This window comes from Enterococcus sp. DIV0561 (assembly GCF_050539875.1).
GTDB lineage: Bacteria > Bacillota > Bacilli > Lactobacillales > Enterococcaceae > Enterococcus > Enterococcus faecalis.
In genome coordinates this window covers 538,336-564,515 of record NZ_CP172927.1, presented here as the reverse complement: position 1 = coordinate 564,515, position 26,180 = coordinate 538,336, and the positions used below count along the sequence as shown (strand labels likewise).

Here is a 26,180-nt window from a genome sequence, read left to right as displayed (position 1 = left end):
TTATTTATCTTTTGGAACATAGAAACTGCGGTTATCTAAACCAAAGATTCGTTCCGTATACTCCCCAGGCTGTGTTTGACGAATGGCCCCTAGCATCATTTGAATGGACGCATCCATGGTATCAATTTGATGTAAGATTTCCGCTTCCATAATTCTTGGTCGCACAGGTGAGCCATATTCCAACAATCCATGGTGGGCTAAGACCATGTGCCGAAGAATGACAACGTCTTCTTCTCGATCATCAATTTTTAAAGCCAAACACGCCTTGGTAATTTCCTCATCCACCAAAACTAAATGACCAATTAAGTTCCCTGCCACCGTATATTCTGTCGTAATAGCGCCAGATAACTCTAAAACTTTTCCTAAGTCATGTAAAATAATCCCCGCGTATAATAGTGACGTGTTAATTTCAGGATATTCCTTAGCAATTGCTTTGCCTAGGCGCAACATTGAGACAGTGTGGTAAGCTAAGCCATTCGCAAAAGCATGATGGTTCCGTTTGGCTGCAGGAAATTCATAAAATTCTTGTTGGTATTTCGTCATGAGATAGCGCACAATACGATTCCAATGAGCATTGGTAATCTCAAAAATTACTTGATTGATTTCCTCGACCATCTCTTCTTTTTTCAAAGGCGCTCGTTCCATATATAAACTTGGCTGGCTTGGTTCCTCTGCTGTCGCTAAACGCATGTGTAAAATTTTTACTTGGGGTTTGTTTTGATAAACTTCTCGTTTCCCATTCAGTAAAACAACGTTTCCCGCAGTAAATCGTGTAATTTCATCCTCAGAGGCGTCCCAATATTTTCCGTCAATCGTACCAGATGTGTCTTGAAAGGTAAAGGCAATAAACTTTTTCCCATTTTTAGCTACACGCACATCGGCATTTTTAATTAGAACAAATGATTCAAAAAGTTCTTCTACTGTTAATTCACGTAATTTTTTCACTTGACGCTTCCTCCTTCTAACGCAATTACTCTTTGTTGTAAGTCCTGATAATAGCTTACCATTTCTTGGTCAGAAGAAAAACAAATGACTTGCTGTTTTTGACCAAACTTAGTAAATAATTCAGCTAATTGGGCTTTTCTTTGATGATCATAGTGTAACCAGCCATCATCAATGATAATTGGACAAATCAGTTGCTCGCCTTGGACTGCTAAAAAAGCAAAACGAACAGCCATCATCAATTGATCTTTAGTGCCAGTTGATAATTCATGTAAATAAAACATTTCTTGTTCTTTCGTCACCGCAACTAGTTGACCTTCGGCTACTTGGATTGATTGATAACGCTGGTTTGTTAAAAGTGCAAAGTAGCTTGATGCATACTGTAATAAGCTGGGCAATTGTTGTTCCGAAAGCTCTGTTAATAGGTCCATTAACAGTTGTCCCGCTAGTTGATACCCAGACCAACGTTGAGCTAGTTCTTTGATTTCCGCTTTTAAAATTGCTTGGCGTTGATACAACTCATCTAAGGTACCATCCGTCATTAATTGTTGTTTTTCATAAATCAACGCTTGATACTGTTCTTGTATTTTATTTAACTGACTTTCTTCCAGTGCTTGTTGCTGCGCCAGTTGTAAAGAACGGTCTTTTAACGTTGCCTCTGTTACCGCTTCTGGAAACAGATTGCCTAATTGTGTCGCTAATTCTTGCCCACGACCAACTTGAGCTTGCTGAGTCGTCAGCTGTTGAATCCTCATTGGAACATCAGCGATTGATAGAATCCGATAACGAATTAGTAAAGGCTGAATTCGTGTTAACGCTTCTTGCTGTTTAGTTTTCAACTCTCGTAACTGCTGTTTGAGATAGCCATCTGCTTGATACTCCTGAGCAAAGCGAACTTTCTCCATTTCTTCAGCAAATCCTTCTAAAAAGTGTAATTTTTCGGAAAGGCTCTTTCCTTGTAAGGGTAAATGCGTCATCAATGGAAAGACTTGTTCTTCAAATACTTGGCGTTTTTGTTGATTTTCCTTCAATTGACTCATGAGTTCTTCGTTTGTTTGAACAAGCAATAGATAGCGCGTAATCAATTCCCGCTGATTCATTAAAGTATCAATTTGTTGCATTTTTCCTAATTGATGGACTTGGGCTTGCTCCGCTACTGCTTGTTCAAGCTGTTCCACTTTCAGTTGTGCCTCACGTTCTTGATTCAGCGCTTGTTGGAACTGTTCATTTAAATAATCTAGTTGCGAAAGTTTCGTCTGCCATTCTTCTTTCACTTCATCTGAGGACGCTTCTTTTCTAGTGGCGTAGCCAATCACTTCTTTTGCGATAAGACTAACTCCCACGAGAACTAGGCCCCATTTTAAAGGGCTCGGCAAAAAGAAACCCAGTAATGTAAGGAGACTTCCTGACAATAACCATAGTGGCTGACTTGTTTTCTGCGCTCTTTGAGCACGTGTCGCTTCACCAAAAAATGCAGCGTGCTCTTTTTCAAAGTCCGTTAACTGGTCTTCCAGATTTTCAATTTGAGAAGCCAAGAATGCTTTTTGTTCTTGGCCTTTTTGAAGAGCTTGCGTATACGCAACTTGTTGTTGGCGCCACTTTTGAACGGTTTCGTTGTCATAAAAAAGCTGTGGTGGTCGTTCAGGCGACCATGACCATTCGTTCTCTAAAAGGACCATTTCTTGACGATTTTGATCAAAGGTTTGGGTCATCCATTCCGATTCCGTCATCAATTGTTGCATATCATAGCGTTGATTCAACAATTGTTGAATTAATGCTTCTTGTTCTAAGTAAAAAGCATAGCCTTCTGGAACATCGAGCGCTTCTGACTGAAGAGATAACTCTTTGGTCAAACGTTGTCGTTCTTTGTCTAGGTACATATATTCTTGAAAGGTTTCTTCTAATTGCACTTGGTCTTCTTTTACTAAAACAACGTTCTCTGTTTCTTCAGGCAGCGACTGCCATTCTTCGTACAAGGGAAAGTGACGTTGCTGTTCCGCAACCTGTAACAAGCCCTGTTGCGTTTCTTTTAATTGCTGTTGCAGTGTCACTCGCTGTTGTTCTGTTTCGCGAATCGTTTCTTCTAATTGTTGAAAAGTTTGTTGCTGCGCTTCTTTCTCTTGAATTTGCTCTTTTAGTTCTTGATAAGCCGCCAACTTCTGATTGAGTAATGGCTGCTGTCCTTTACCTTTAAAGATTTTTTGTGCTTCTTTAAAGTACGCATTTCGGTAAATCAAAAGTTGTTGACTACCAGAAACACCAATGGCTAACAAGGATGTTTGCAGTTCCTCTTCTGTCAACTTGTCACTCGTAATTAATTGTTCTTGTTGGAAAGTAAAAACCTCTTGAAATAACTTTTTCGTTAGCGGATGTAACATTTGCTGTAAGGTTTTTTCATCCCCCATTTGTTGTTGATAATAAATGATTGCTTGCCCTTTATTTTTTTCTTTAAAACGCTCGACTTGAACTTCCCCAAACACAGGATGTTCCAACCACAAACGACCACCATACGAACCACCATTTTTAGGTGCGTAATCGCGTTTTCTTTTGCCCTTTGTGGGAAAACCAAACAGCATTGCTTGAATGAATTGATACAATGTGGACTTGCCAACTTCATTTGCGCCGTACAGCAATTGATTACCAGATTCAAATGTAATTTTCTGTTGTTGCCATTTTCCAAAGCCCACAATCTCTACTGCGAGTAATTTCATAGTGGGTCCTCCTGAATAGTAAAGTCTTCATTAATTTGCTCATGTGCTAGGTCCAAGCTCTCTAATCGCCACTGCTCATCCATTGAAAAAATTCCAGCAAATTCTGGATAACGTAACAATTCCTTGGTGGTATCTTCAAAAATAACTGGATCTAAGTATGTTTTTTCTAATGCCGTTAATAAGTTGGGACTAGCGGCTAAATAGATCGGTTCTTTCGTTGGTTCCTCTGCTTGCAATATTAGACGATAAACAAAAAAATCACCTTGCGTTTTTTGTAAAAGCTGCTGCTGTAAGTAGCTTAATAGTTCGCCGTTGACAATGGCTTGCACCACGGTCACATCCAAATGTTGCGTTTCTTTCAGTGTCAACGCCATCAATTGCTGTTGCTGATGCGCATGCCACTTCGTCAGCAAACTGGTTTCAAGATAAGACAAAACGCTTTGGGTGTCACGGCATTGCGCCAGAGATACTTCTTCATTCGTCCAATCTATTTCTGCGACTTTTTCAAATTGAACAGTCGCTTGATTTTGGGAAAGTGTGACCACTGCAACCCCTTGTAAAGACTGTTCTTTTTTCGTGTGCCCTTGAGGTGTTCCAGGATAAACAATTAGCGGTTGTTCACTAACAATTAGCGGCTGATGAATGTGGCCCAATGCCCAATAATTATAGCCAGTGGCTTTTAAATCCTTCCATGTAAACGGAGCATAATTTTGTTGCGCTTTCCGACTGGTGTCTCCATGATAAATCCCAATATGAATGTCAGAATCTGCTTGTTTGATAGGAAATTCTAGTGCTTTATTTTCATCAATCCAGGGATGCTCATAACTAAACCCTGAAACAGCCACTTGTTCGCCCGCTTTCGTTTCAAAATACAGTGTCTCAACCATTTCTTTTTCAAATAAAAAAACATTGTCTGGAAAAGAAAACCAATAGCGGTCTTTTTTATAGTAATCATGATTCCCAAATGTTAGAATCACAGGGATTTCTGCTTGTTTCAACTGTTCTAATGCGGCCATCAATTGGGCTTGCATTGAAATAGAGGTCTGACTTTGATGAAACGTATCTCCTGCAAAAATAACCAAGTCCACCGCTTCTCGAATGGCAACTGTTACGATGTTCATTAACAATTGTTGATTAGCTTCTCTTAAGCGCTTCGCTAAGGCTGTCGGGATCCCAGTTAACCCTTCAAAAGACCGATCCATGTGTAAATCAGCTGTATGCAATAGTTTCATCGTTTCCCCTCCTTTTCTCCTCCCTTTATCATATCATTTTCTGCCAGCTTGGTCAGTAAAAACATACGAAAATTTGTTCGTTTTTTCAATAAAAAAAGAATCAGGTTAACTGATTCTGTCGAAAAAGCAAGTATTTAGATTGTCCGTTTCTTCTTATATTCATAAAAGTAAAATAGCTATAATTGGTAAGAATAATAAGTGAAAATTTTTATATATGATTTCAAATTTAGGATTACTCTAAAAACAGGTACTAAAGTAGTCCTTTCTATAAGTTCAAATACTGAATATTGAATCAAATTTATTAAAAAAATCATTTTGGTTTTTAGGTAAATTATTGCTTAAATATCTATAATAAATACAGAATTCTTCTGAATCAACAGGTACCTCAAAGTTCACCAAATTTTCTAAATGTATCTCTCTCAATAGATTTTTAGAAAGAACCAAGATATTAAAATTGTCACTAATTTTTTCATTACTATATATTGCTCTTATTTTTATCTTCTCTTTCACATAGCTGTCATCTGCCTGATCCTCTATCACGCCTACAATTGAATTAGTTCTTACAGGGGGATCAAAATATTTAAAATTATCTCCTTTACATATGGCTAGACCTTCTCCTATACTGACTACTCTATGTGCAAAAAAGTTGTTGTATAGACTTTTTATTACAACAATTTTACCTGTACTTATTTCAAAGTTACTACATTGTGCTACTAAAATATCTCCCTCTTTATATGTTGGCAACATAGATACTCCTTCTGCAACAAACCTCATTGCCTCATCACCACCACATCATATTTCAATAGCTCTTCTATAAATGCCTTAATTTGTTCTCTTACTATATACATATTTTGATTATCTGTATCAAATTCTTTAGATAACCTAGACACAGCTTCATCAATATTCTTAAATTTTTTAGCTTCGATTCTATGAAAAATAAATATTGAAGTTTTATCTTCAAGCATAAAGCCATCCTCATTTAATGATATAACTAAAAACTCTCCTTTGTCTTCATAATTAATTTTTTCATTAATACTAAGCATGCTCTTTACCTCCATATACAAATTGATACATTTGTTCCAAAATCATTCCTTTGATTATTTTGCATTCCTCATTATTGATTACATTCGAAGAATCATCCTTTGACTTTGAATAATAATGATTTGCTCTACACGAGCCTCCACAAAGCAGTTTGAATGAACAATTTTTACACGGTTCCATACCAAGGGACGAATAAGAGAAGTGATCAATTTTTTTATTCTTAAAAATATAGTCTAGCGGTTCGGCTCTAACATTCCCTAAGTAAAAATCTTTTTGATCCAATAACTTACAAGTATAGACATTTCCCATGGGATCAATTGAAAATTCTCCGATACCTTGACCACAATGAACTTTAATTGTAAATGTATTTAAAGCTTTCTTGTATTTCATAGCAATCCGATCAATCTCTTTTCTTTCATCTTTTGTAAGAGAAATATCGTCAAATCCTCTACCCAATTTACAAAAAGTTCCAATATTTAAGTTTATTTTATGAGATTTTGCAAAGGTAACCATTGTATCAATGTCAGCAATATTATTTTTAGTAATTGTTTGATTAATGGCTAAATTTTTAAAGTTAAGTTTTATTAGATTCTCTAAAGCCTTTGTAGCAACTTTAAAGCATCCTCTTCCTCTATTGTCATCATTGTTATTTTCATTTAAAGAGTCTAAACTGATTGTAATTTTGTAACAACGTTCAGATAAAAACTTAGCTTGTTTGATGTTATAGGCTACTCTACCATTGGATATTAAGTTGCAGATAAATCCTTTTTTATATGCATTATCTAATATCTTATAGAAGTTCTTTTTTAAACCAACTTCTCCACCTGTAAAAACAATTTTTTTACTCCAGCTACCTTTAACTGTTTAAAAATCTTATCATACTCTTCGTAATCTAATTCTCTACGTAGCTTTTTACCTGGACCTGCTTCAGCATAACAATAGGTACATTTTAAATTACATTCTTCGGTTACAACAATATATACCGTGCGTGGAATAGAGAAATTTTCTATTAATTTATGAAAATTCTCCTCTACTTCCAAGTCAGTGAAATCAAAGATTCTATACAATTCTATTTTTCTTAATAAGTCTTTTGAGATATCATGTCTATCTCTAGTTTTTAGATATTTTTCGAGAATAGGAAGTTCATTTTCTTCTATACCAATCCAACTACTAATAATTGGATTATGTACTATAACCTTGTTTCTATAAAAATAAAATTTTAACAAAAATTATCCTTCCCTTCTTTGTATGCCTGAGAGCATTTAAACTTAAGCGTACATTATTAATTAAAGATAGAAAATTTAAGGAGCTAAGATTTATCGTTTCGTAATATTAAATGAAAAATTTGATTAGGTTACATTTCTTTATTCAAAATTGTTTTTTAAGTTCCAGTACCTACAAGGATTCCACACATACAGCCTAATTGAATTGTTTTGCCAATTTTTTTCAATTCTGGTTTATTAAATTTCATAGAAAATTCCTCCTCTCCTAAATAATCAGCTCCTTAAATATATTTCAAATAATACACGCTTTTCCTCAAAAGGTCAAATATTTTCCTCTTTATTCAATATAATTTAGGAAAAACAGCGAAAATATTGATATCTATTATGAAATTATATACAATGTGTTTAAGTACGAAAGGGGAGTTGCAAATCATGGAAAAGATTATGAAAAAAAATAAAAAATTTGTTTTTCTAGTTAGTTTGACTGCTATAGTCACCACATTAACCTCTTTAATTGCACCAATTATCATTCAATATCTAACAAATAAAAAAAACCTTAATTCACAGGCAATGATCTATATTTTCTTAGCCATGTTATTGTCTTTAGTAATACAATTAGTTATCATGGTTTATAAAGAAAATTTTGCTGCAAGATTCAATTCCAATTACTTATTTACTCTAATTAATAAAATGATACACCTTAAGTATGACTCTTACATTACTCTTGAGCCAACCTATTTGATTAATCGTATTTTTAGTGCTGTGGATGCACTTTATTTATTTTTGATATCTAGCTTCAGTGTGACAATTAAATCAATTTTCACTATCCTTTTATCTTTACTTATGGTCAGTTATCTTTCTATTGAAATTGTTTTATTCATGGTTTTATTGATTCCTTTAAACTATTTTGGATTTAAGTATATAAATAAAAAATTAAAAGTTCGAATGGAAAACATGCAAAAAAATGCAGCTGTTGCAAACAAAAATTTAATCTCTACGTTATCAAATCAAGATGCTGTTAAAGCCGGCATTTCAGCTGAAATTTTAGAAAATTTACTCTACGAAAAAATCAATTTAATGTATCAATCCGTAGCTAGTACTAATAAATTCGCTCAAAGCACTAGTAGTATTGTTGCTTTTATTAATCAAAGTTTCCAAACTTTTGTTTATATTCGAACAAGTATGTTAATTGCGGCAGATACCTTGCCCATTTCCAGTCTAATTATATTAAGTATCCTTTTGCCTTTGTTTTTTTCCTCTTTGAGTGAATTATCTAAAGTTACTATCGATTTAAATACTTTAACAACAGCAAATACATTTATAAAAGATAGTTTAGACAAAAATATAGAAAGAGATGGTGACATAGATATAGGTGCTATTGTAAGCATCCAGTTATTTTTCCCAACATTCGAGATAGACGGTAACCAATTTCAATACAGGATCCAAGAAAACCTACAAAATGGGGATCGAGTTTATTTAACGGGAAAATCTGGAAGTGGTAAATCATCTTTATTAAAACTATTACTAAAGTTTCGAGAATCATCAGGAATTATGATTAACGATTTGCCAATCAATGCAATAAATAATAAAAGCTTGAGAAACAAAATTGCCTATTTGGCGCAAGAACCAACAATACTCACAGAAACTTTAGAAAAAAATATTGGTATGGGAACGCCTCTATCCTATGAACAAAAACAACTTATTTTAAATACAGGCATTCTTAATCCTATTTTGAAAACTAAGGACTGGGAAACTGTTTTAACTGAAAACGGCAATAATTTATCTGGTGGAGAAAAACAAAGAATTGCAGTCGCAAGACTTATTTTAGCGGATGCCGATGTTTATATTTTAGACGAGAGTACCAGTAATATTGACGAAGAATCCAGTCAAGCAATCTTTGAAACATTATTAGAATGTGTCAAAGATAAAATATTCATCTTTACCTCTCATGATAAAAAAAATAGTCAATACGCTAATAAAATTATAAATATTTAAAGGAGACTTCTAAATATGTTGTCTGTAGAACAATTAGCCCAAGAATTAAATGTGACCACAAGAACCATTCGAAATTATTTGAAAGAAGGAAAAATAAAAGGAACAAAAATTGGTGGACAATGGCGTTTCTCAGAACGAGATATTTATGATTTTTTAGGAAAATCAGATGATATCATTGTAAAGAACACCGCTATCGAATCTTATGTGAAAGATGTTCCACAAAACAATGAAGGCCTTGTAACATTGACTTTCTCACTTAACACAGAAAGTGATATTGAATTCGTTAAAAATAAAATACTAAAACATTTCAACTCTGTTTACGGTAGTAATCAGCAAAACAAAAGTTTTGAATATCAGCTTTTGCCTAGAAACCTTGTTAGAATTACCTTAATTGGCCCTCATGCTTACATTTTAAATTTCGGAAACTGGCTAACAAACTTTATAGAATTATCGATTCAAAATTACCAAGAGTAGCTAGCTATTCACAAAATTAAATAATAAGAAAACCCCAGAGAAGCACTTGCTTCTCTGGGGTTTTCTTATTAATCGTTATACATATCACGCACAGGAGTCATGATAATTCGGTTTAAATCATTGACAACTAAGCTAAACGCTTGTTCTTTTTGCATTAATTCGTTGATAACTGCTGTTTCCTGCACTTTCGTTGCAATGCTTTGTGCTTTTTCAGCATCTTCATCCGTGAATTCTTCGCCGCGCATTTGTTTTTCTTGTAGTCCTTGTTGGAATCCTTGGAATTCTTTAAACAATGTGTAAGCTGCTTCGTCTGCTTTTACTTCTTCATACGCTGCTTGTAATGCTTTAAATTCGTCTAACTCACGTAGTTCACGTTCAATCTGATTGGCTGTATCATAAATGTTACTCAATGGAATCCCTCTTTTCTCAATAGTTTCATCTTTATTGTACCATTTCTCTTAGGTTTTCCCAACTAATTTCCTAATAAGCCTCCGAAAATTCCTTCAATCTTGTCTTTGACTTTTTTCGCGCCGTCTTTAATTTGTCCCCCAACTTCATTCAATGTATCTCCGAAATTGCTAGCGCCGTCTTGAACAGAATTTCCAAAGTCTTTCAAGTTATCCCGCCAATTAGAATTGGCACCACCAGTTAAACTATCGTTGCTATCAACAACTTTCCCACCTGTGGCATACGCATCCGCGACAGGAAATTGTGCTTGTTTGACTTGTGGCAAGATGCCACTGGCTTGACTGTTGAACACCTGTGAGGCATACGTAGCGCTACTGCCTTCCAAATAATGGGTTTTACTGGTTTCTTGGAAGCCTAACCAAGTAGCAATGACAACTTCTGGTGTATAACCAATCACCCACTGATCGTTCGTTTTACTACTATCGAAGTTGGTTTCTGTCGTACCTGTTTTACCAGCCATTACGTAGCCTGCTGGTTGTGCGTTGACCCCGCTCCCAGAACTAAAGACCCCTAGTAACATACTTGTAATCCCGTCTGCAACATCTTTGGTAATGACTTGTTCTTTCTTGACTTTAGTATTATCAACTACAATTGCGCCAGTTGAGTCGACGATTTTTGTAATTAAATGCGTTTCAGTTTTATAGCCTTCATTGGCAAAGGCACTATAAGCTCCCGCCATAGTTAATGGCGAAACACCCGTTTGTAATCCTCCAAGGGCTAAACCATAGTACCGATCTTTTTCTGATAACGGAATGCCAAATTTCTCTGTTTTTTCATAGCCTTTATCTAAACCAATTTGATGTAATAACCATACCGCTGGTAAATTTAAGCTTTCTCCTAAGGCTTGGTACATAGGAACTTCTCCACTGTACGTGCGGCTATAGTTTTGCGCTGGATAATAATCTTGTGGTTTATCTTCTAAAACAGAGTCTGGTTTATAGCCAGCCTCTAAAGCTGGTGTATAGACAGAAATTGGTTTTAAGGACGAGCCTGGTGAACGTTTTGTTTGCGTTGCAAAGTTAAAGCCTCGATAAACATGTTCCCCTCGACCGCCCACCAGTGCTTGCACGCCGCCAGTTTTCGGATCAATGGCTACAGAACCACTTTGAACCATGGCACCGTCTTCTGCATTGGGTGGAAATAGTGCATCATTTTTATAAGTTGCATCCATCGCATCTTGATATTTTTGATTTAAAGAAGTGTAAATCTTGTAGCCTTTATTTAAAATATCTTCTTCTTTAAATTTATAACGATTGACCGCTTCATCAATTACCGCATCAAAATAATATGGATATTTGTAACTATTTTCGTCGCCAACATAGGTGTCATTTAATAGACTCGCTAAGTTAACACTCGCTTCTTGATTGGCTTCTTCTTGAGATAGTTTTTTATTGTCGACCATTAGTTGTAAAACGGTATTCCGTCGCGCTGTGGCATTGTCAATGTAATCAATTGGGTTATAAATTCCTGGCCCTTTTAACATGCCCGCTAGCGTTGCGGCTTCCCCCACTGTCACTTGGGACGCATCCACGCCAAAATATTTACGAGCTGCATCTTGCACGCCCCAGACACCATTACCAAAATAAGAATTATTTAAATACATTGCTAAGATATCTTTTTTCGAATATTTCTTTTCGATTTCAATCGCTAAGAATAATTCTCTGGCTTTCCTATCTAGCGTTTGCTCTTGCGTTAAGTAAGCATTTTTGGCTAATTGCTGCGTAATTGTACTTCCGCCACCACCGCCACCGATTTTCCCGAAGGTCAATTTTCCAACAACCGCACGGGCAATCCCTTTGATGGAATACCCTTTATGTTGATAAAACGCGCGATCTTCAGTTGAAATAACCGCATCTTGAATATAAGGAGAAATATTATCCAGTTCCACAAAAGTTCCTTTTTGCCCGAATAATTTTCCGACTTCCTCTCCTGATTCGTCATAAACGCGTGTTGATTCACTTAGCCCCGATTTTAGGGTCTCAACGTTTGCGGACTTGGCTAAGTAAAATAAATAAATACTGGCACCTAAAGCGACTACCAAACCAATTAACAAGAAAATTTTATTGATTTGATACTTTTTCCAAATCCGCTTTCTGGCTTGATGGAATTGTATTAAATAAGGCTTTATCCACGTCCAAAAATGACGTAATCCGACACCGACTTTACTAAAAAATTGTTTAAGATTGTCCATAGTACTCCCTCTGTTTACGTTTCTTGGCTAAGTCTACCATATTCTTGTGGGTACGACCTAGGTCTAAAGCATGAAAAATTCTTGAAAAACAATTTCAATGGTCTTTTCGCTGTAGCAAAGGAAATGTTGCCTTCGCTAGAGGTAAATAATTGCTTACGTTTAGAAACGAGTCTTTATTTAGCCTCTATTCTATCATGCTTTTCTTCGTTTTTTATGTAAATTTGTTTAAGAATCTCTCAAGGAACTGCCTTTCTAACAAATTTCAGCTTTTTTTCCGTTCTGACTTGACCTTTTGAGCAGCTTTGTTACACTAAATAGCGAATCAGTGAAAGGTGGGATTTGGTGGAATATTCAATGAGATTACCTGAAAATTTTTCAACAATGACTGTAAAAGAACTATTAGAAAATGAGTGGCTAGTCCCTCGAAAAGTGCGCCATTTTTTACGCACGCGAAAAAATGTCAAAATCAACGGAGAAACAGCTGCTTTTCATTTTCCAGTCCAAGCTGGCGATTGTGTCACCTTAACGTTTGAAGAAACCGATTATGTGCGTCCCACTATTCATTTGGGTGACGCAACGCGTGTGAAGGTTTTATATGAAGACGAACATTTAATGATTGTAAATAAACCTTATGGCATTAAAACCCATCCAAATCAGCCACAGGAAACAAACACCTTGTTAAATCATGTTGCTGCCTATTTAGCTGAGAAAAATCAGGTCCCTTATGTCGTTCATCGATTAGATAAAGAAACCAGCGGTGCGATTGTCTTTGCTAAAAATCCTTTTGTCTTACCTATTTTAGGGCGTTTATTAGAAACAAAACAAATTTACCGTCAATATCAAGCGATTGCGGCTGGTCACTTTAACCAAAAAGAACAGACAATCAATCAGCCGATTGGTCGTGATCGGCATGATCGCCGGAAACGACGGATTGATCCTCAAAAAGGGGATTCAGCGATTACACATGTCCAAGTGGTCAAAGCTCTTTCTAATAATCAAACCGCAGTTACCTGTGTTTTAGAAACAGGTCGGACGCACCAAATTCGGGTCCATTTAGCTAGCGAAGGGCATCCAATTATTGGTGATCCGTTATACAACCCAAAATCGCAGGCAGCTCGTTTAATGCTCCATGCTTCACAACTTCATTTACTCCATCCGTTTACAAAAAAACAAATCGTTGTGACTGCAGCGCCTGGCCTATGGTAAAAAAACAGAAGAAATCGGACGGTAACCGGCGATTTCTTCTGTTTTTTTATTTTACCGCACATTCACTGCTGAGAATGGCATATCTGCGTTTGCTCAGTGTCTTGGTGTTAAACAGTTCCTGAGCTAACTCTCAGCCTTAATCATTTGTAGCCACTCTTTTTGTAAAATAGCAATCCCTAAATTGGCCCCTCTATTTTTCAACTGTACATCAGACAACGAAACCCAACCAATAAATTCCTCTGTCGTATTTTCTAAAATAGCAAATAGAAATCGATCATCTTCTCCTTTATTAATTGTGAAATCTTTCCATTCTTCAAGCCCCCACGGATGTAAAGCATCCCAGCTCAAATGCTGAAGCAATTCATTATCCCATTGCTGTTTTGCAATATGTTCGATATATTCTTCTCTAAAATGAGAAAAGCCAACGTGTTTTCCTTTTAAAACATTTTCCATAAGAACACCTTTAATTCCCTAGATTATTTTCTATTTGCTGACTATCTATTTCCTCGTATTTTTGTAAAAAAGTGGCAATTTTTTCGATGACACACGCATTTTTATCGCTTTGGTCATTCTCTACCTGAAGAACAAGCAACGGTTCATGCAGACTTAAGCGTAGCAAAAACCAACCACTGCCATATTGACCAGACACGTTTCCCCGAACACCTTCTTGGTTTTCACGGTCCACAGCAAAGTCTGCTTGATTTTCTACAAACAATTCAAAGTCTCGCAAGACTTGTTGCCCATAACAAGTAACATCCTCCGCAGTAATTTTGAAGCGAAATTCGTTGGTTTCTGCCGGTTGCTTCAATGTAGCAATCAGATCTCCTAACGTTTGATTGTTTTGTTTCAATTCTGGTAACAACATTAAAATTTTCGCCACGACATATGCACCATCATCCAGATTGTAGTTTTCTTGAAACGCTGCATGACCACTGGTTTCAATGGCTAACGGTGTCTGAAAGCCCCCATGATTCAATTCAATCATTTTATTAATGACATTTCGGTAACCAGAAATATAACGAATCTGTTGGCCGCCTTTTTCTTCAATAAATGTTTTTAAATGACTTGAGGTTGGCGAATTTGTCACAATATAACTACCAGGCGCTTCTTTTAAAACGATTGCCGCTAAAACAGCAATTAAATTATTTCGGTTTAGTACCTCACCTGATTGGTCCACCACAGCCGAACGATCTACATCTGTATCAAAAATAATGCCCAAATCTGCTTGATTAGCTAAAACAGCCGTTTGAATACTTTTCATTGCTTCAGAATTATCTGGATTAGGTACATGATTAGGAAAATGCCCATCTGGTTCTAAAAACTGTGATCCCGTCGTATCAGCGCCCAAAACTTGAAGAACCTGCTCCGCAAAGAAGCCCCCAGCCCCATTACCCGCATCAACGATAATTCGAAAGCCCTGTAAAGGTTTCTCTTCGGGCGAATGAATTCCTTGGCGGATTTTTGCCACCAAATGTTCCGCATAAATTGGCAGTAACTCTTGCTTCATCAGTGTGCCATTTTCATTGGCTGTCAGCGGATCAGTATGAGATAAAATATACCGAATATCTTCTTTCTCTGCTCCACCTTCTGCTGTGAAGAACTTCAAGCCATTAAAATAGTAAGGCAAATGGCTAGCTGTAATCATAATCGCTGCATCACATTGAAGCGTTGGAAACTGAGTAGCCATAAACATAGCAGGCGTCGTAGCTAAACCAACGTCAATCACCTGAATACCTAATGAAAGAAACGTATCTACTAATGCTTGCTTAATCGGCTCCGCCGTTAGACGACTATCATGTCCGATTGCAATTGTCAGGCGCTGTTGTGCCTTTCGTGGCAGCTGTTTTTTGTCCTGTAACCAACGAACCACGCCCACCGCAATCTCGGCTACTGCTGTTACGGTTAATGTTGCAGTTTGTTCTTCCGTATCCAAAGCAATTCCCCGAATATCCGAACCATTTTGTAGCGCTTTCAATTCTACCAAGAAAAAAACTCCCTTCTATTGATGCTTTCAATTTTAAAAAATCATATTTTCGATGCGTTCGATAAAGTGTTCCGCATCCTCTTCTGAACGTGTAATCACAATAATCGTATCCGCACCAGCCACTGTACCCGCCACTTCCGGATAAGCTACTTCATCTAAAAAGTTACTCACCACATCGGCATTTCCCATCTCTGTATGCAAGATGACAATAAATTGTACTCGCTCCATTCGAACAACTGAATCTTTCACTGATTCTCGTAATTTCTCTTCACTGCTTGTGCCTTGTGCTTGAGAAAAAATTGCATATTTGACACGACCATCTGCACCATGTGTTTTAACAATACTCATTTCACGGATATCTCTTGAAACAGTCGCTTGAGTGGCTCGGACGCCAAGTTCTTCCAAACGAGTGATTAATTCATCTTGTGTTTCAATTTCTTGTTGCATAATTAATTGTTTAATCAAACGTTGACGTTCTGCTTTTTTCATATAGACCACTCCTCTCCATTCATTTCTTTTATTATATCCAAAAATGAGTAAAAATACAGGTACTTTTCACATTAAACTCTTTATTTATCTGAAAAAGACTGGATAAATGTTTATATACCAGTCTTTTTCAGTAAAAAATACTTATTTAAGAAGATTCTTTTCTTTTAAATAGTCTTTCGCCACTATGCTAGGATCTTGCCCTTCCACATTGACTTGATAATTCATTTCACTCATTTCTTCTTCGCTAATTTTTCCTGCCAATTTATTCAATATTTCTGCTAATTCTGGATATTTTTCCAACGTTGCTGTTTTAATAAGTGGTGCTCCTTGATAAGGCGGAAATAGCGCTTGATCATCTTCTAACGTTACTAAATCGTATTGTCTCAATTCACTATCCGTTGAATAGGCATCAATCACATTTACCTCACCATTATTAATCGCTTGATAGCGTAGCGCCGGTTCCATCGATTGAACATTCAGATTTAAATGATATTTTTCTTGTAATCCCTTATAACCATCTTGCCGATCAATAAATTCTAACGTAAAACCTGCTCTCAACTGATTGCTAATTTTCTGTAAATCACTAATCGTTTTTAATTGATGCGCTTTTGCAAATGAGCGCTTAACTGCGACGGCATACGTATTTTCATAGCGCATCGGTTTCAGCAAAGTAAGGTTTTCTTGTTTTTTCAAGCCAGCGCGTGCCGCTTCATAGACTACTTGAGGTTGATTGTCTAGCTGAGGAGGATTTTTTAAAAAGGTCTCGATCACTGTTCCTGTAAATTCTGGATAAAGATCGATTTCATCTGATTTCAAGGCATTATATAAAAAAGTAGTCTTGCCAAAGTTTGGCTTTAACGTCACCTGAATGTCGCTATTTTCTTCAATTAAGGCTTTATACATATTAATAATAATATCTGGTTCCGCTCCTAATTTGCCAGCAATTGTCAGCTGTTTTTCCTTTGAAGAAGTTTGTTGATTCCAGAAAAATGAACTACCTAACAAAAGGCCTAAAATAGTACCGCCAATGATTAGTCGCCGCCCATTCGCTTTTTCCAACCAATGAATTCCATAATTAAATAAGACTGCTAGTGCAGCCGATGAAAGGGCTCCAATAAAAATCAACGATAAATTATTTCGATCAATTCCTAATAAAATGAAGGTCCCTAAACCACCTGCTCCAATTAACGCCGCCAACGTGGCCGTACCAATAATTAAAACGGTAGCCGTTCGAATCCCAGAAATAATAAATGGTAACGCCATTTGTAACTCAAACTTAAACAGTTTTTCTTTTTTACTCATACCAAATGCTTCTGCGGCTTCTTCTAACGAAGGATCAATTTCCGTCAAACCAGTATAGGTGTTTTGTAAAATTGGGAATAAGGCATAAATCACTAGCGCAACAATTGCCGGTGGTCGACCAATACCAATTAACGGAATCAATAAGCCTAGCAAAGCTAAAGAAGGGATTGTTTGGAAAATCCCAGTCACTTGTAACAGACTTTCCGCTAACTTACGATGACTCGTTAAATAAATGGCTAAAGGAATTGCAATCAACGCAGCGAATAATAACGAAATAAAGGACAATTGCATATGCTCGATTAACGCTTGCAGATATTCTTCTTTTCGAGCGAAAAAAGTTTCAATCAGTGCTTGCATCTACTGTCCCTCGCTTTCCAACAGTTGTTCCATAAAACGAGTAATCGTTTTTGAGGTGATACACCCTAAAACTTGTTGTTTTTCTACTAAATTTGCTTTCTCTTGCGCATTAATGAGTTGGACAATCTCTTTTAAATTGGTTTCCATGAAAACAGTCGGCACTGGCTCAATCGTCTCATCTGCGGCTTCTAAAAATGCAGTCAAGTCAGCGCCACAATAGTTCGCTAGTTCGGGCGAAGATTGTTTGAAAAATTGACCGACAAAATTATTTTTCGGATGTTTTTGAATGGCTTCTGGCGTATCGACTTGAATAATTTTGCCAGCGTCCATAATACAGATGCGCTCACCTAACAATAAAGCTTCATTCATATCATGGGTCACAAAAACAATGGTACTCGCTAATTCCTGATGAAGTTCTTTCACCAAACGTTGAAGATGATGTCTTGAAATTGGATCTAGCGCGCTAAAAGGTTCATCCATTAAAATCACTTCTGGTTCGGCTGCAATGGCGCGTAAAATCCCGATACGTTGTTGTTCGCCTCCTGAAAGCGCTGCTGGCTTACGATGCAGATATTCCTCAGGATCCAGCTGAACTTTTTTCAATAGTTCAATGGTTCGCTCTCTGCGTTGCTCTTTGGGCCATTTTTTCATTTCAGGAATCAACTCAATATTTTCCGCCACGGTTAAGTTAGGAAATAAGGCAATTTGCTGAAGAACATAGCCAATTTTTAGTCGTAATTCACGTAAAGGATAATTGGTTACCGCTTGTTCATTGAGAGCCACTTCACCTGTCGTTGGCTCAATGAGCCGATTAATCATTTTCAAAGTCGTCGTTTTTCCACTACCACTCGGCCCTACTAATACAAAAAATTCGCCTTGTTGGATTGTTAAATTCACATCAGACAAAACGGCATTTTCTTGATATACTTTTGAAACATTTTGAAATTTTATCATTTATTTTCACCGCATCTTTCACTTCTTAATAAACAAAATCTTTGGAGGATCGTCACTCTTTCAGTATAATTTAAGACTAACATCCTGCCTAATTTTTTGTTTTAAGCGCAAGTATGTGGGGCTCATTTAACGGCTGCCGGTTCGTATCTACAATTATCTACTCAATGAATGGAAAAATTGTCCTCTTCTGCCTTAAACAAAAGTGAACTGTTTTCTACTAAAAGGAGTGATCGTTATGGAAAACGACAAGCGAATTTATAAATGGGACAACGTGAAACTTTTTTTAATTTTCTTAGTGATTTTTGGGCATATTTTAGATCGTGAAGCTTCTCCTTCACGACTCATGGAAACGATCAACTTTTGGATCTATTCATTCCATATGCCAGCCTTTATTTTTGTCTCTGGACTCTTCAGTAAACATGCCATTAAACAACGAAAATATCTCCGTTTACTTTCCTTTGTTTGGCTTTATCTCTTAGCGAAGTTGTTGATTACGCTTGCTAATTTCGCCTTTGCAAATAAAATGAATTTTGATTTACTGAACGAAACGGGCGTTCCTTGGTACTTACTTTCCTTAGCAAGTTTCTACTTAATTACCATCTTTCTTCAGCGCGTTCAGCCGAAAATCATGTTGCCAATTATCGTTGTTATCGGCTGCGCCTCAGGCTATTTACCTGTGGAAGGTTTCTTGTCTTTAGGACGGACTCTGGGCTTCTTCCCTTTCTTCTATTGTGGCTACTTAATGGATATTCAAAAGCTGCAAACCTTTTTAGATCATCGCAAAGTCAAATGGGCAGCGATAGGTGTAATTTTAAGCTCCTTTTTATTTGTAAATAGTCAATGGTCATTGGCAACGAAATTTTGGGGCTTCTTAACTGGTTGGGCTTCCTACGCTGAAATTAGTCCGGCCTTTGAATACAGTAGTTTCATTCAGCTGTTCTTTTACGTTGCTGCAGCATTGGTGTCTCTTTCTTGGTTTGCATTATTGCCGAAACGAAAGTTACCTTTAAGCCCCCTCGGAAAAGATACCCTCTACCCTTATCTCTTGCATATGCCCTTAATTATTCTGTTGGAAAGTGGTTTGCAATTAGACACACTCTTTAAAGAATGGTTTACTTTCCGAATTCTGGCACTTTTCTTCTTAGCCCTCTTCATTTTAGCTATTACGAATATGCCTGTGGTGAAACGGGGAGCGGATTATCTTTTTAATCCAATTGCGTATGTGTTGCCAAAACAATGGTTAAAAGTTAAATAAAAAAGAAGAGCGTGGGACAAAAATCACTTTGGATTTTTGCTCCACGCTCAAAAACTGTTAAACGGCGAGAGTTGCAATGTTTCACTGTGAAGCATGAACAGATGAAATCATCGTACCTACTTGGTTTTTGGAGCTAAACACTTTTGTCTCAGCCTCCACTTTTATCTCAGATTTTTTCCAACTATTGAAACAATCCTTTAATTTTATCAAACAAACCATCGGTCGTTGTATCAGCTAACATCGCTGTAATTTTATGATAGTGTTCGCCTAATTCATCTTTATGTTCTTCAATGAATTGTTGCGCATGTTCCACGTTGCCTTCTCCAATTAAATCTTTTGCTTTTTGAACTAATTCTTCTACGTTCATCTTCACACGTCCTTTGATTAAATAGTTAACAATAAGTGTTTCACTCATTGCCTTTTCTCCTATTTATCGTATCGTGGGATCCTTTGATTTGCAAGAAATTTTCAGTAAATTGACGGTTCTGATTTTGGGTTTTTAAAAGGCAAAAATTGCAAAAAAAAGCTGTTTTCGAAAATCGAAAACAGCTTTTTTACTTTACTTCGCTAAACGATAAATCGCATCTGCATAAATAGCAGCTGCTCGGAATAAGTCATCTAATTCCATAAATTCGTTGGCTTGGTGCATTGTGTCTGTGTAGCCAGGGAACATTGCGCCATAGGCAACACCACGTTTTAATAAGCGGCCATAAGTACCGCCACCAATGATTTGTTCTTGGCCTTTTTCGCCTGTATGGTCTTCGTAAACTTGTAGTAACGTTGCCACCAATGGATCATCAACTGGTACATAATGCGGTTCTTGGTTGCGATCTCCTTGTGTTGCAGTGACCGTTTCACCGACTGTTGCTTGAACTTTTGCTTGTAATTCTTCTGCTGAAGTTCCTTTTGGATAGCGGAAGTTTAATGTTACTAAGCTATTTTCAGGATTTTCTGGATCAAAGTTAACAATCCCAGCGTTCATTGTCAATTTACCCATTTTTTCGTCTTCAAAAGCCACGCCTAATTTTTCACCATAAAAATCTTCATGGATAAATTCAGCAATGGTATTAATAAAGCTATATGCGCCTTCTGCAAAGCTGTAATCATTTAAGAAAGTTGCCAAGAAAGTCGCTGCGTTAATTCCAGATTGTGGGCTAGCACCGTGAGCACCTTTACCAACTACATGGAAAGTCACTGTTTTATCTGAAAGTTCTGCGTTACCTGAAATTTTTGCTTCTTGTTTGATGAATGTTTCAAAGCTAGCAGCTAGTGAAGCCGCTTCGTCTGCTGAAGCAGCCGTTACAACAGCATCTGCTGTTCCCGGAACCATGTTTTCACGTAAGCCAGATTTGAAGCTTTCTAATTTATAATCAGCACCGTTACCACCTCGGAAAGTTAAACGAATAGTCACATTTCCTTTTTCCCCATTAATAATTGGGAACTCAGCATCTGGTGAGAAACCAAAGTCTGGCGCTTCTTCATGTTGGAAATAGTAATCCATATCGCCCCAGCCGCTTTCTTCGTCACTTCCTACTACGAAACGGATTTTTTTAGACACGGGTAAGCCTAATTCTTTGATAATTTTCATTGCGTAATAAGCAGCCATACTTGGGCCTTTATCATCGCTTGCACCACGTGCATAAATTTTGCCATCTTTAATGACTGGTTCATAAGGATCTGTTTCCCAACCATCACCAGCAGGAACAACGTCCATATGACCAAAAATTCCTAACGTTTCGTCGCCTTCACCATATTCAATGTGTCCAGCGTAATTGTCGACATTTTTCACCGTAAAGCCATCACGTTCACCATACGCTAACATGTGTTTTAAGCCAGCAACTGGCCCAGGTCCAAAGGGCGCTTCAGGTGTTGCTTGTGCATCATCACGTTCACTGTTGATCCGTAATAAGTTTTGTAAATCTTCTAATAAGTCGTCTTTACGTGCTTCGACTTCTTTTGTCCAATCAATTGTCATTTGTTGTCACTCCTATTCATAAAGTTCTACATAGTCAATCATACCATTTTATGCAGAAAAAGAAAGAAACCCGACACTATTTTTCGAGAAATTTTTTATCTTTTCCACAGAAAGGGCTGGGTTTTTGTTTATTTTAATTGAGGTATGATTGTTTAGGTTGTAGTTGTTGCAATTCGGCTTCTGTTAAGGGCCGATATTCCCCTAGTTCTAACGTTTCATCCAACCATAGTTCGCCCATTCGTAATCGTTTTAAATACGTCACAGGTTTGCCTACAGTGGCTAACATCCGTTTGACTTGATGGAATTTTCCCTCTTGAATCACTAAACGGACTACGGAAGTCCCTTCTTCCTCATTGATCGTCTCAATGACTAAACGACTTGGTTTAACCATTTCTCCATCTTTCAAGGCAAATCCTTGCGCAAACAGTTGACAATCTTCCGCTGTCACAAGTCCCTCAACTTCAGCTAAATATTCTTTATCCACATGCTTTTTGGGGGATAATAATTGATGCGCTAACTGGCCATCATTTGTTAATAGAAGCAAGCCTTCGGTATCTTTATCCAAGCGACCAACTGGGAACAAGTCGGCACGGTAATCCTGATCAGTTAACAAGTCAATTACCGTTTCATCTCGCTGATCTTCCGTCGCAGAAATGACACCTTGTGGTTTATGCAACATGTAATAAAAGAATTTCTGATACGTAAGAATTTCTCCCATCAAGGCAATTTGATCTGTTTCTTCATTTACTTGTGTTTTGGCTTCTTTTACGACGTCACCATTCACCGTAACGACTTTTTTCTTTAACAATTGTTTGATTTCTTTACGACTACCGATACCAACATCGGCTAAAAATTTATCTAAACGCATCGTCATTCCTCTTTCCTTTAAAAAAATAGCTTGGGACATAAATCGAATCGATCGATGTCTCAAGCCTTGTCTCTTAAGAGAATCTGCTGAAAGGAGTTCAATCAGCTATTATTTAATATTGAATTTTGCACGTAATTTTGCGGCATTTTTCCCTAATAAACGATCAGCTAAGCGAATCTTCAAGACCGAATAGCCATAAAAAGCGCCTCCTGCAGCAGCCACAATTACAACGATAATGAAGGCTTGGAAACGTCTAGTTGGATCTAAAAATAGATACAGGAACTGACGGAAAATCAAAGCGATAATCATCATGATGACTGTAATACAGAACATTAACAATGTTCGCCGTAAGGTTAATTTGTAATTAAAACGTGTCACTTGACGAATTCTTCTTAGAATCAATACGCAAGAAACCGTAAAGCCAATCATCGTTGCTAATAACGGACCGTAAACTTCAAATAAACGGATTGCGGGGAATTGCACGATTAATTTCACTGCTAAACCAATTCCTAAATAACGCATTGCGTCACGATTTTCATACATCCCCATCAACATATTTGACACTAACATATACAAGCCCAAGAATAAACTAGCGTAACAAGCTTGCACTAATAAAGAAGTACCTAAAGCATCTGGCATGTAAAAAACAGTGTATAGTGGTTGCGCTAAAACAATCATGCCGAACGTTGCTGGCAACATTACAAACACAAAAAGTTGTAAATTATTACTAATCAAACGCGCTAACTCACGGTGATTTTTTAAGGTGACCGCTTCTGTAATTAACGGTAATCCAGTAGCCGAAATCGAAGTCGCTAAAGCCACGACAATCATGGTTAATTTGTCCGGATTGGCATTAAAAATACCGAAAAGCTCTCGTAATTGGGTATCTGAATAATCCGTAAACAAACGCATAAAGTTTGAGAAAGTAAACTGATCGACAAGTTTAAAGACAGTTACCCCTGAGCCAACTACGATAAAAGGAATCGCCTCTTTAAAAGTTTCAATCAATAACTCTTTTGGGGCAATCTCATGTTCATTGGCGCTGTGTTCTTCTAAATAATCAAATAATGGTTTTTGTTTGTACATGTAATAACCTAAAACCGCAAAACTTGCGAGCATCCCAATAAATGCCGCAAAAGTGGCTTGAGTCACCGCTGTAACGTAATTACCTTCAAAGACTTTCATGATAATAAAAGCGGTTAATAACATGTAAAAAACTCGTGCTACTTGTTCAACAATTTGTGATAAAGCAAAGGGCATCATTTCTTGATTTCCTTGGAAATAACCGCGAATGACACTCATGCTTGGGAAAACTAAAACGGCTAAACTTAATGAACGCATTGTTGGAACTAATTCAGGACCTCCGCCAGACAAAGCTGCTAATGCCGGAGATGCCAAATACATCACAATAGCAAAAACCACACCTAAGCCACCCATTAGTTGTAAGGCACGATAAAAAAGCTGTCGACTAATTTTATATTCGTTCAATGAATTATAATGCGAGGTCTGCTTGGCAATCGCACCTGGAATTCCGGCGGTAGAGATCATTAGGAATAAGGCATAAATCGTATACCCCATTGAAAACAAACTGTTCGCTTCGTTTCCGTGCTCGCCCATCCAAGCGTACCAGGGGATGATGTAAATCGCCCCTAACATGCGGGAGATAATATTACTAGCTGTCATCCAAGCTGAGCCTTTGACCATTTTTTCTTGGTTCGTCAGGATTGGTTGATCAACTGAATTTGGTTGATTGATCATTTTGTCCTCCAATATTCTTTGAGTATGCTTTCTTTATTTTAATTGTTCATCTTGGGATATGCAACGACTTTCTCGAAGAATTATCCTATTTTAACATTTCTCATGGATTTTCTCACGCTAACGAGATGGTTTTTTTAAAAGAAAAATAATGCTATAATGACATCAGTTTTGAAATTTCGTTGAAACGTTTGGAGGCAAAAAAAGTGACGATTTCATTATTCGCAATTCGCGATTGCTTAGAAAAAGAAGATTTATTAAAAGAATTTATTTCACCAGAAGGCTGGCACTTGACCCTTTCCGACACGTTAGGTCAACGAGAAGTAACGGCTCTTTCTTACGATTCGAGAGACGTAACAGCAGAAACACTCTTTTTTTGTAAAGGATTAAACTTTAAAGAAATCTATTTAGAAAATGCTGTAAAAGACGGCCTAGAAATTTATGTTTCTGAGGTGCCTTATGAGGTTCCGGCGCAACTAGGAATTATCGTGACTGACATTAAAAAAGCAATGGCTGTGTTAAGCATGGCTTTTTATGATTATCCACAAAATAAATTAAAACTGATTGGCTTTACTGGAACCAAAGGTAAAACAACAGCGGCTTATTTCACCAAATATATTTTAGATGTTGCTACACAACAAAAAACAGCCTTGCTTTCTACCATGAATTCGACATTAGATGGCAAAACATTCTTTAAATCTGCATTGACTACACCCGAATCTTTGGACTTGTATCGAATGATGGCAACCGCTGTTGCTAACGGGATGACTCATTTTATTATGGAAGTTTCTTCCCAAGCCTACAAAACTAATCGTGTCTACAAGCTGTTTTTTGATGTCGGCATTTTTTTAAACATTACCCCCGACCATATCAGTCCAATTGAACATCCAACCTTTGACGATTACTTTTATTGCAAACGTCAATTGATTACACATTCTAAAGTCATTGTGTTGAATCACGAAGCTGATTATTTTCCATTACTTAAAGAAACTGCACAACAGCAAAAAGTCCCAGCCATTGTCTATGGCAGTCAGCCGGCTCCAGAAGTAGACTATTCATTCGCTGTTTCTTCAGAGGATTCCTTACGTTTTATCGTTGAAAGTCCTGCAGATGCGTTAGGATTGGCCGGCTCTTATCACCTTCGTTTAGGTGGTGATTTTAACAAAGGTAATGCGTTAAGTGCGGCGATTGCTAGTGTCCTTGTGGGAGCTTCAAAAGAAGAGTGTCAACAAGGAATCGCAGCAACCACCGTCCCTGGCCGGATGGAATCTTTAACGAATACCAACGGTGCAACCGTCTATGTTGATTACGCTCATAATTATGACAGTTTGAAGAATCTTTTAACCTTTGTCCGTGAAGAACATCCTGACGGCCGCTTAATTGTTCTTGTCGGTAGCACGGGAGACAAAGCGATTTCTCGCCGCAAAGACTTTGGTAGGGTTCTTTCTGAATTGGCTGATGTTGCAGTCCTAACAACCGATGACCCAGCCAGTGAAGATCCAGCAAAAATTTGCCAAGAAATTCAAGCCCATATTACCAAAGAAATGCCTGTTTACACCGTTTTAGATCGTGGCGAAGCAATTGCTCACGCATTATCTTTAAGCACAACGGCTGATGATGCGATTGTCTTAGCTGGTAAAGGTGCCGACCTTTATCAAAAAGTAAACGGCGTAGATGAACCTTACGCAGGAGACTTTGCCCTTGCGGAAGCTTTCATTAATAAAAAGAACTAAATCATTTAAACACACATGAAAAAAA

At 37.2% G+C, this 26,180-nt stretch carries 23 protein-coding genes and 1 pseudogene; 5 read left to right on the top strand and 19 right to left on the bottom strand.

All coding sequences use genetic code 11. From position 1 onward, the window contains the following. From IGM13_RS02830 to IGM13_RS02795, 8 genes and pseudogenes are all read right to left on the bottom strand, one after another. On the bottom strand, positions 1 to 945 hold the full coding sequence (locus IGM13_RS02830; protein WP_002379105.1) for a 3'-5' exoribonuclease YhaM family protein: 945 nt from the start codon (positions 943 to 945) through the stop codon (positions 1 to 3). Continuing rightward, complete coding sequence (locus IGM13_RS02825) at positions 942 to 3,653, bottom strand: ATP-binding protein (protein WP_002419977.1); 2,712 nt, start codon at positions 3,651 to 3,653, stop codon at positions 942 to 944. Before IGM13_RS02825 ends, IGM13_RS02830 begins: the two co-directional genes overlap by 4 nt. Next, positions 3,650 to 4,885 carry a metallophosphoesterase family protein gene (locus IGM13_RS02820; RefSeq protein ID WP_002419976.1) on the bottom strand — a complete coding sequence of 412 codons (1,236 nt, stop codon included), beginning with the start codon at positions 4,883 to 4,885 and terminating at the stop codon, positions 3,650 to 3,652. Before IGM13_RS02820 ends, IGM13_RS02825 begins: the two co-directional genes overlap by 4 nt. Positions 4,886 to 5,158: 273 nt before the next feature. Further along, positions 5,159 to 5,659, bottom strand: a complete 501-nt coding sequence (locus IGM13_RS02815; RefSeq protein WP_002419975.1) for a S24/S26 family peptidase — start codon at positions 5,657 to 5,659, stop codon at positions 5,159 to 5,161. Then, a complete protein-coding gene (locus IGM13_RS02810) occupies positions 5,656 to 5,928 on the bottom strand; it encodes a hypothetical protein (RefSeq protein ID WP_002368006.1) in 273 nt (90 codons plus the stop codon). Before IGM13_RS02810 ends, IGM13_RS02815 begins: the two co-directional genes overlap by 4 nt. Continuing rightward, a complete protein-coding gene (locus IGM13_RS02805; RefSeq protein ID WP_256925524.1) occupies positions 5,921 to 6,439 on the bottom strand; it encodes an SPASM domain-containing protein in 519 nt (172 codons plus the stop codon). The genes IGM13_RS02810 and IGM13_RS02805 overlap by 8 nt, the downstream gene beginning before the upstream one ends. A 54-nt stretch (positions 6,440 to 6,493) precedes the next feature. After that, positions 6,494 to 6,715 (bottom strand): annotated as a pseudogene (locus IGM13_RS02800) (radical SAM protein); the annotation flags it as partial. A gap of 17 nt (positions 6,716 to 6,732) precedes the next feature. Then, positions 6,733 to 7,152, bottom strand: a complete 420-nt coding sequence (locus IGM13_RS02795) for a hypothetical protein (RefSeq protein ID WP_256925523.1) — start codon at positions 7,150 to 7,152, stop codon at positions 6,733 to 6,735. 429 nt (positions 7,153 to 7,581) lie between these two features. Here IGM13_RS02795 and IGM13_RS02790 point away from each other — a divergent pair, with 429 nt between their 5' ends. Both IGM13_RS02790 and IGM13_RS02785 read left to right on the top strand, forming a co-directional pair. Then, the gene (locus IGM13_RS02790) at positions 7,582 to 9,144 is read left to right on the top strand and encodes an ATP-binding cassette domain-containing protein (protein ID WP_010715033.1); all 1,563 of its coding nucleotides are present in this window, start codon (positions 7,582 to 7,584) and stop codon (positions 9,142 to 9,144) included. Between the two features lie 15 nt (positions 9,145 to 9,159). Then, positions 9,160 to 9,618, top strand: coding sequence for a helix-turn-helix domain-containing protein (locus IGM13_RS02785; protein ID WP_002368000.1), 459 nt, complete (start codon positions 9,160 to 9,162; stop codon positions 9,616 to 9,618). A gap of 68 nt (positions 9,619 to 9,686) precedes the next feature. Here the strand turns inward: IGM13_RS02785 and IGM13_RS02780 are convergent, their stop codons facing one another. Further along, positions 9,687 to 10,028 carry a YlbF family regulator gene (locus IGM13_RS02780; protein WP_002355518.1) on the bottom strand — a complete coding sequence of 114 codons (342 nt, stop codon included), beginning with the start codon at positions 10,026 to 10,028 and terminating at the stop codon, positions 9,687 to 9,689. Positions 10,029 to 10,090: 62 nt separating this feature from the next. Further along, positions 10,091 to 12,277, bottom strand: coding sequence for a PBP1A family penicillin-binding protein (locus tag IGM13_RS02775; protein WP_002382970.1), 2,187 nt, complete (start codon positions 12,275 to 12,277; stop codon positions 10,091 to 10,093). A gap of 342 nt (positions 12,278 to 12,619) precedes the next feature. Here IGM13_RS02775 and IGM13_RS02770 point away from each other — a divergent pair, with 342 nt between their 5' ends. Continuing rightward, the gene (locus IGM13_RS02770) at positions 12,620 to 13,483 is read left to right on the top strand and encodes an RluA family pseudouridine synthase (protein ID WP_010827153.1); all 864 of its coding nucleotides are present in this window, start codon (positions 12,620 to 12,622) and stop codon (positions 13,481 to 13,483) included. A 123-nt stretch (positions 13,484 to 13,606) separates the two neighbouring features. Here IGM13_RS02770 and IGM13_RS02765 read toward each other — a convergent pair whose 3' ends face one another. From IGM13_RS02765 to IGM13_RS02745, 5 genes are all read right to left on the bottom strand, one after another. Beyond that, complete coding sequence (locus IGM13_RS02765) at positions 13,607 to 13,936, bottom strand: GNAT family N-acetyltransferase (protein ID WP_002419971.1); 330 nt, start codon at positions 13,934 to 13,936, stop codon at positions 13,607 to 13,609. A 10-nt stretch (positions 13,937 to 13,946) separates the two neighbouring features. Beyond that, on the bottom strand, positions 13,947 to 15,467 hold the full coding sequence (locus IGM13_RS02760; RefSeq protein WP_002419970.1) for a phosphoglucomutase: 1,521 nt from the start codon (positions 15,465 to 15,467) through the stop codon (positions 13,947 to 13,949). Positions 15,468 to 15,500: 33 nt separating this feature from the next. Next, positions 15,501 to 15,956 carry an arginine repressor gene (gene argR, locus IGM13_RS02755; protein WP_002355509.1) on the bottom strand — a complete coding sequence of 152 codons (456 nt, stop codon included), beginning with the start codon at positions 15,954 to 15,956 and terminating at the stop codon, positions 15,501 to 15,503. 141 nt (positions 15,957 to 16,097) lie between these two features. Then, positions 16,098 to 17,615, bottom strand: coding sequence for an ABC transporter permease/substrate-binding protein (locus tag IGM13_RS02750; protein ID WP_002419969.1), 1,518 nt, complete (start codon positions 17,613 to 17,615; stop codon positions 16,098 to 16,100). Then, positions 17,616 to 18,569, bottom strand: coding sequence for an ABC transporter ATP-binding protein (locus IGM13_RS02745; RefSeq protein WP_002363150.1), 954 nt, complete (start codon positions 18,567 to 18,569; stop codon positions 17,616 to 17,618). A gap of 235 nt (positions 18,570 to 18,804) precedes the next feature. On the opposite strand from IGM13_RS02745, the gene IGM13_RS02740 reads away from it, so the two are divergent. Continuing rightward, the gene (locus IGM13_RS02740) at positions 18,805 to 19,824 is read left to right on the top strand and encodes an acyltransferase family protein (RefSeq protein ID WP_002419968.1); all 1,020 of its coding nucleotides are present in this window, start codon (positions 18,805 to 18,807) and stop codon (positions 19,822 to 19,824) included. Between the two features lie 181 nt (positions 19,825 to 20,005). Here the strand turns inward: IGM13_RS02740 and IGM13_RS02735 are convergent, their stop codons facing one another. From IGM13_RS02735 to IGM13_RS02720, 4 genes are all read right to left on the bottom strand, one after another. Continuing rightward, positions 20,006 to 20,239 (bottom strand): hypothetical protein, encoded by a 234-nt coding sequence (locus IGM13_RS02735; protein WP_002355504.1) that lies wholly within the window; start codon positions 20,237 to 20,239, stop codon positions 20,006 to 20,008. A 144-nt stretch (positions 20,240 to 20,383) separates the two neighbouring features. Continuing rightward, entirely contained in the window at positions 20,384 to 21,799 is a 1,416-nt protein-coding gene (gene pepV, locus IGM13_RS02730; RefSeq protein ID WP_002358655.1) for a dipeptidase PepV, read from the bottom strand. Positions 21,800 to 21,932: 133 nt separating this feature from the next. Next, the gene (locus IGM13_RS02725) at positions 21,933 to 22,667 is read right to left on the bottom strand and encodes a pseudouridine synthase (RefSeq protein WP_002355501.1); all 735 of its coding nucleotides are present in this window, start codon (positions 22,665 to 22,667) and stop codon (positions 21,933 to 21,935) included. Between the two features lie 108 nt (positions 22,668 to 22,775). Beyond that, positions 22,776 to 24,425, bottom strand: coding sequence for a putative polysaccharide biosynthesis protein (locus tag IGM13_RS02720; protein ID WP_002364837.1), 1,650 nt, complete (start codon positions 24,423 to 24,425; stop codon positions 22,776 to 22,778). 203 nt (positions 24,426 to 24,628) lie between these two features. On the opposite strand from IGM13_RS02720, the gene IGM13_RS02715 reads away from it, so the two are divergent. Next, complete coding sequence (locus tag IGM13_RS02715) at positions 24,629 to 26,155, top strand: UDP-N-acetylmuramoyl-L-alanyl-D-glutamate--L-lysine ligase (RefSeq protein ID WP_002371461.1); 1,527 nt, start codon at positions 24,629 to 24,631, stop codon at positions 26,153 to 26,155. Positions 26,156 to 26,180: the final 25 nt, after the last annotated feature.

Bases quoted from the DNA above. Each gene is read 5' to 3' on its own strand.
- IGM13_RS02825 (WP_002419977.1), bottom strand. From the start codon at position 3,653: ATGAAATTACTCGCAGTAGAGATTGTGGGCTTTGGAAAATGGCAACAA.
- IGM13_RS02820 (WP_002419976.1), bottom strand. From the start codon at position 4,885: ATGAAACTATTGCATACAGCTGATTTACACATGGATCGGTCTTTTGAA.
- IGM13_RS02815 (WP_002419975.1), bottom strand. From the start codon at position 5,659: ATGAGGTTTGTTGCAGAAGGAGTATCTATGTTGCCAACATATAAAGAG.
- IGM13_RS02810 (WP_002368006.1), bottom strand. From the start codon at position 5,928: ATGCTTAGTATTAATGAAAAAATTAATTATGAAGACAAAGGAGAGTTT.
- IGM13_RS02805 (WP_256925524.1), bottom strand. From the start codon at position 6,439: ATGGTTACCTTTGCAAAATCTCATAAAATAAACTTAAATATTGGAACT.
- IGM13_RS02790 (WP_010715033.1), top strand. From the start codon at position 7,582: ATGGAAAAGATTATGAAAAAAAATAAAAAATTTGTTTTTCTAGTTAGT.
- IGM13_RS02785 (WP_002368000.1), top strand. From the start codon at position 9,160: ATGTTGTCTGTAGAACAATTAGCCCAAGAATTAAATGTGACCACAAGA.
- IGM13_RS02775 (WP_002382970.1), bottom strand. From the start codon at position 12,277: ATGGACAATCTTAAACAATTTTTTAGTAAAGTCGGTGTCGGATTACGT.
- IGM13_RS02765 (WP_002419971.1), bottom strand. From the start codon at position 13,936: ATGGAAAATGTTTTAAAAGGAAAACACGTTGGCTTTTCTCATTTTAGA.
- argR (WP_002355509.1), bottom strand. From the start codon at position 15,956: ATGAAAAAAGCAGAACGTCAACGTTTGATTAAACAATTAATTATGCAA.
- IGM13_RS02750 (WP_002419969.1), bottom strand. From the start codon at position 17,615: ATGCAAGCACTGATTGAAACTTTTTTCGCTCGAAAAGAAGAATATCTG.
- IGM13_RS02745 (WP_002363150.1), bottom strand. From the start codon at position 18,569: ATGATAAAATTTCAAAATGTTTCAAAAGTATATCAAGAAAATGCCGTT.
- IGM13_RS02740 (WP_002419968.1), top strand. From the start codon at position 18,805: ATGGAAAACGACAAGCGAATTTATAAATGGGACAACGTGAAACTTTTT.
- IGM13_RS02735 (WP_002355504.1), bottom strand. From the start codon at position 20,239: ATGAGTGAAACACTTATTGTTAACTATTTAATCAAAGGACGTGTGAAG.
- pepV (WP_002358655.1), bottom strand. From the start codon at position 21,799: ATGACAATTGATTGGACAAAAGAAGTCGAAGCACGTAAAGACGACTTA.
- IGM13_RS02725 (WP_002355501.1), bottom strand. From the start codon at position 22,667: ATGCGTTTAGATAAATTTTTAGCCGATGTTGGTATCGGTAGTCGTAAA.
- IGM13_RS02720 (WP_002364837.1), bottom strand. From the start codon at position 24,425: ATGATCAATCAACCAAATTCAGTTGATCAACCAATCCTGACGAACCAA.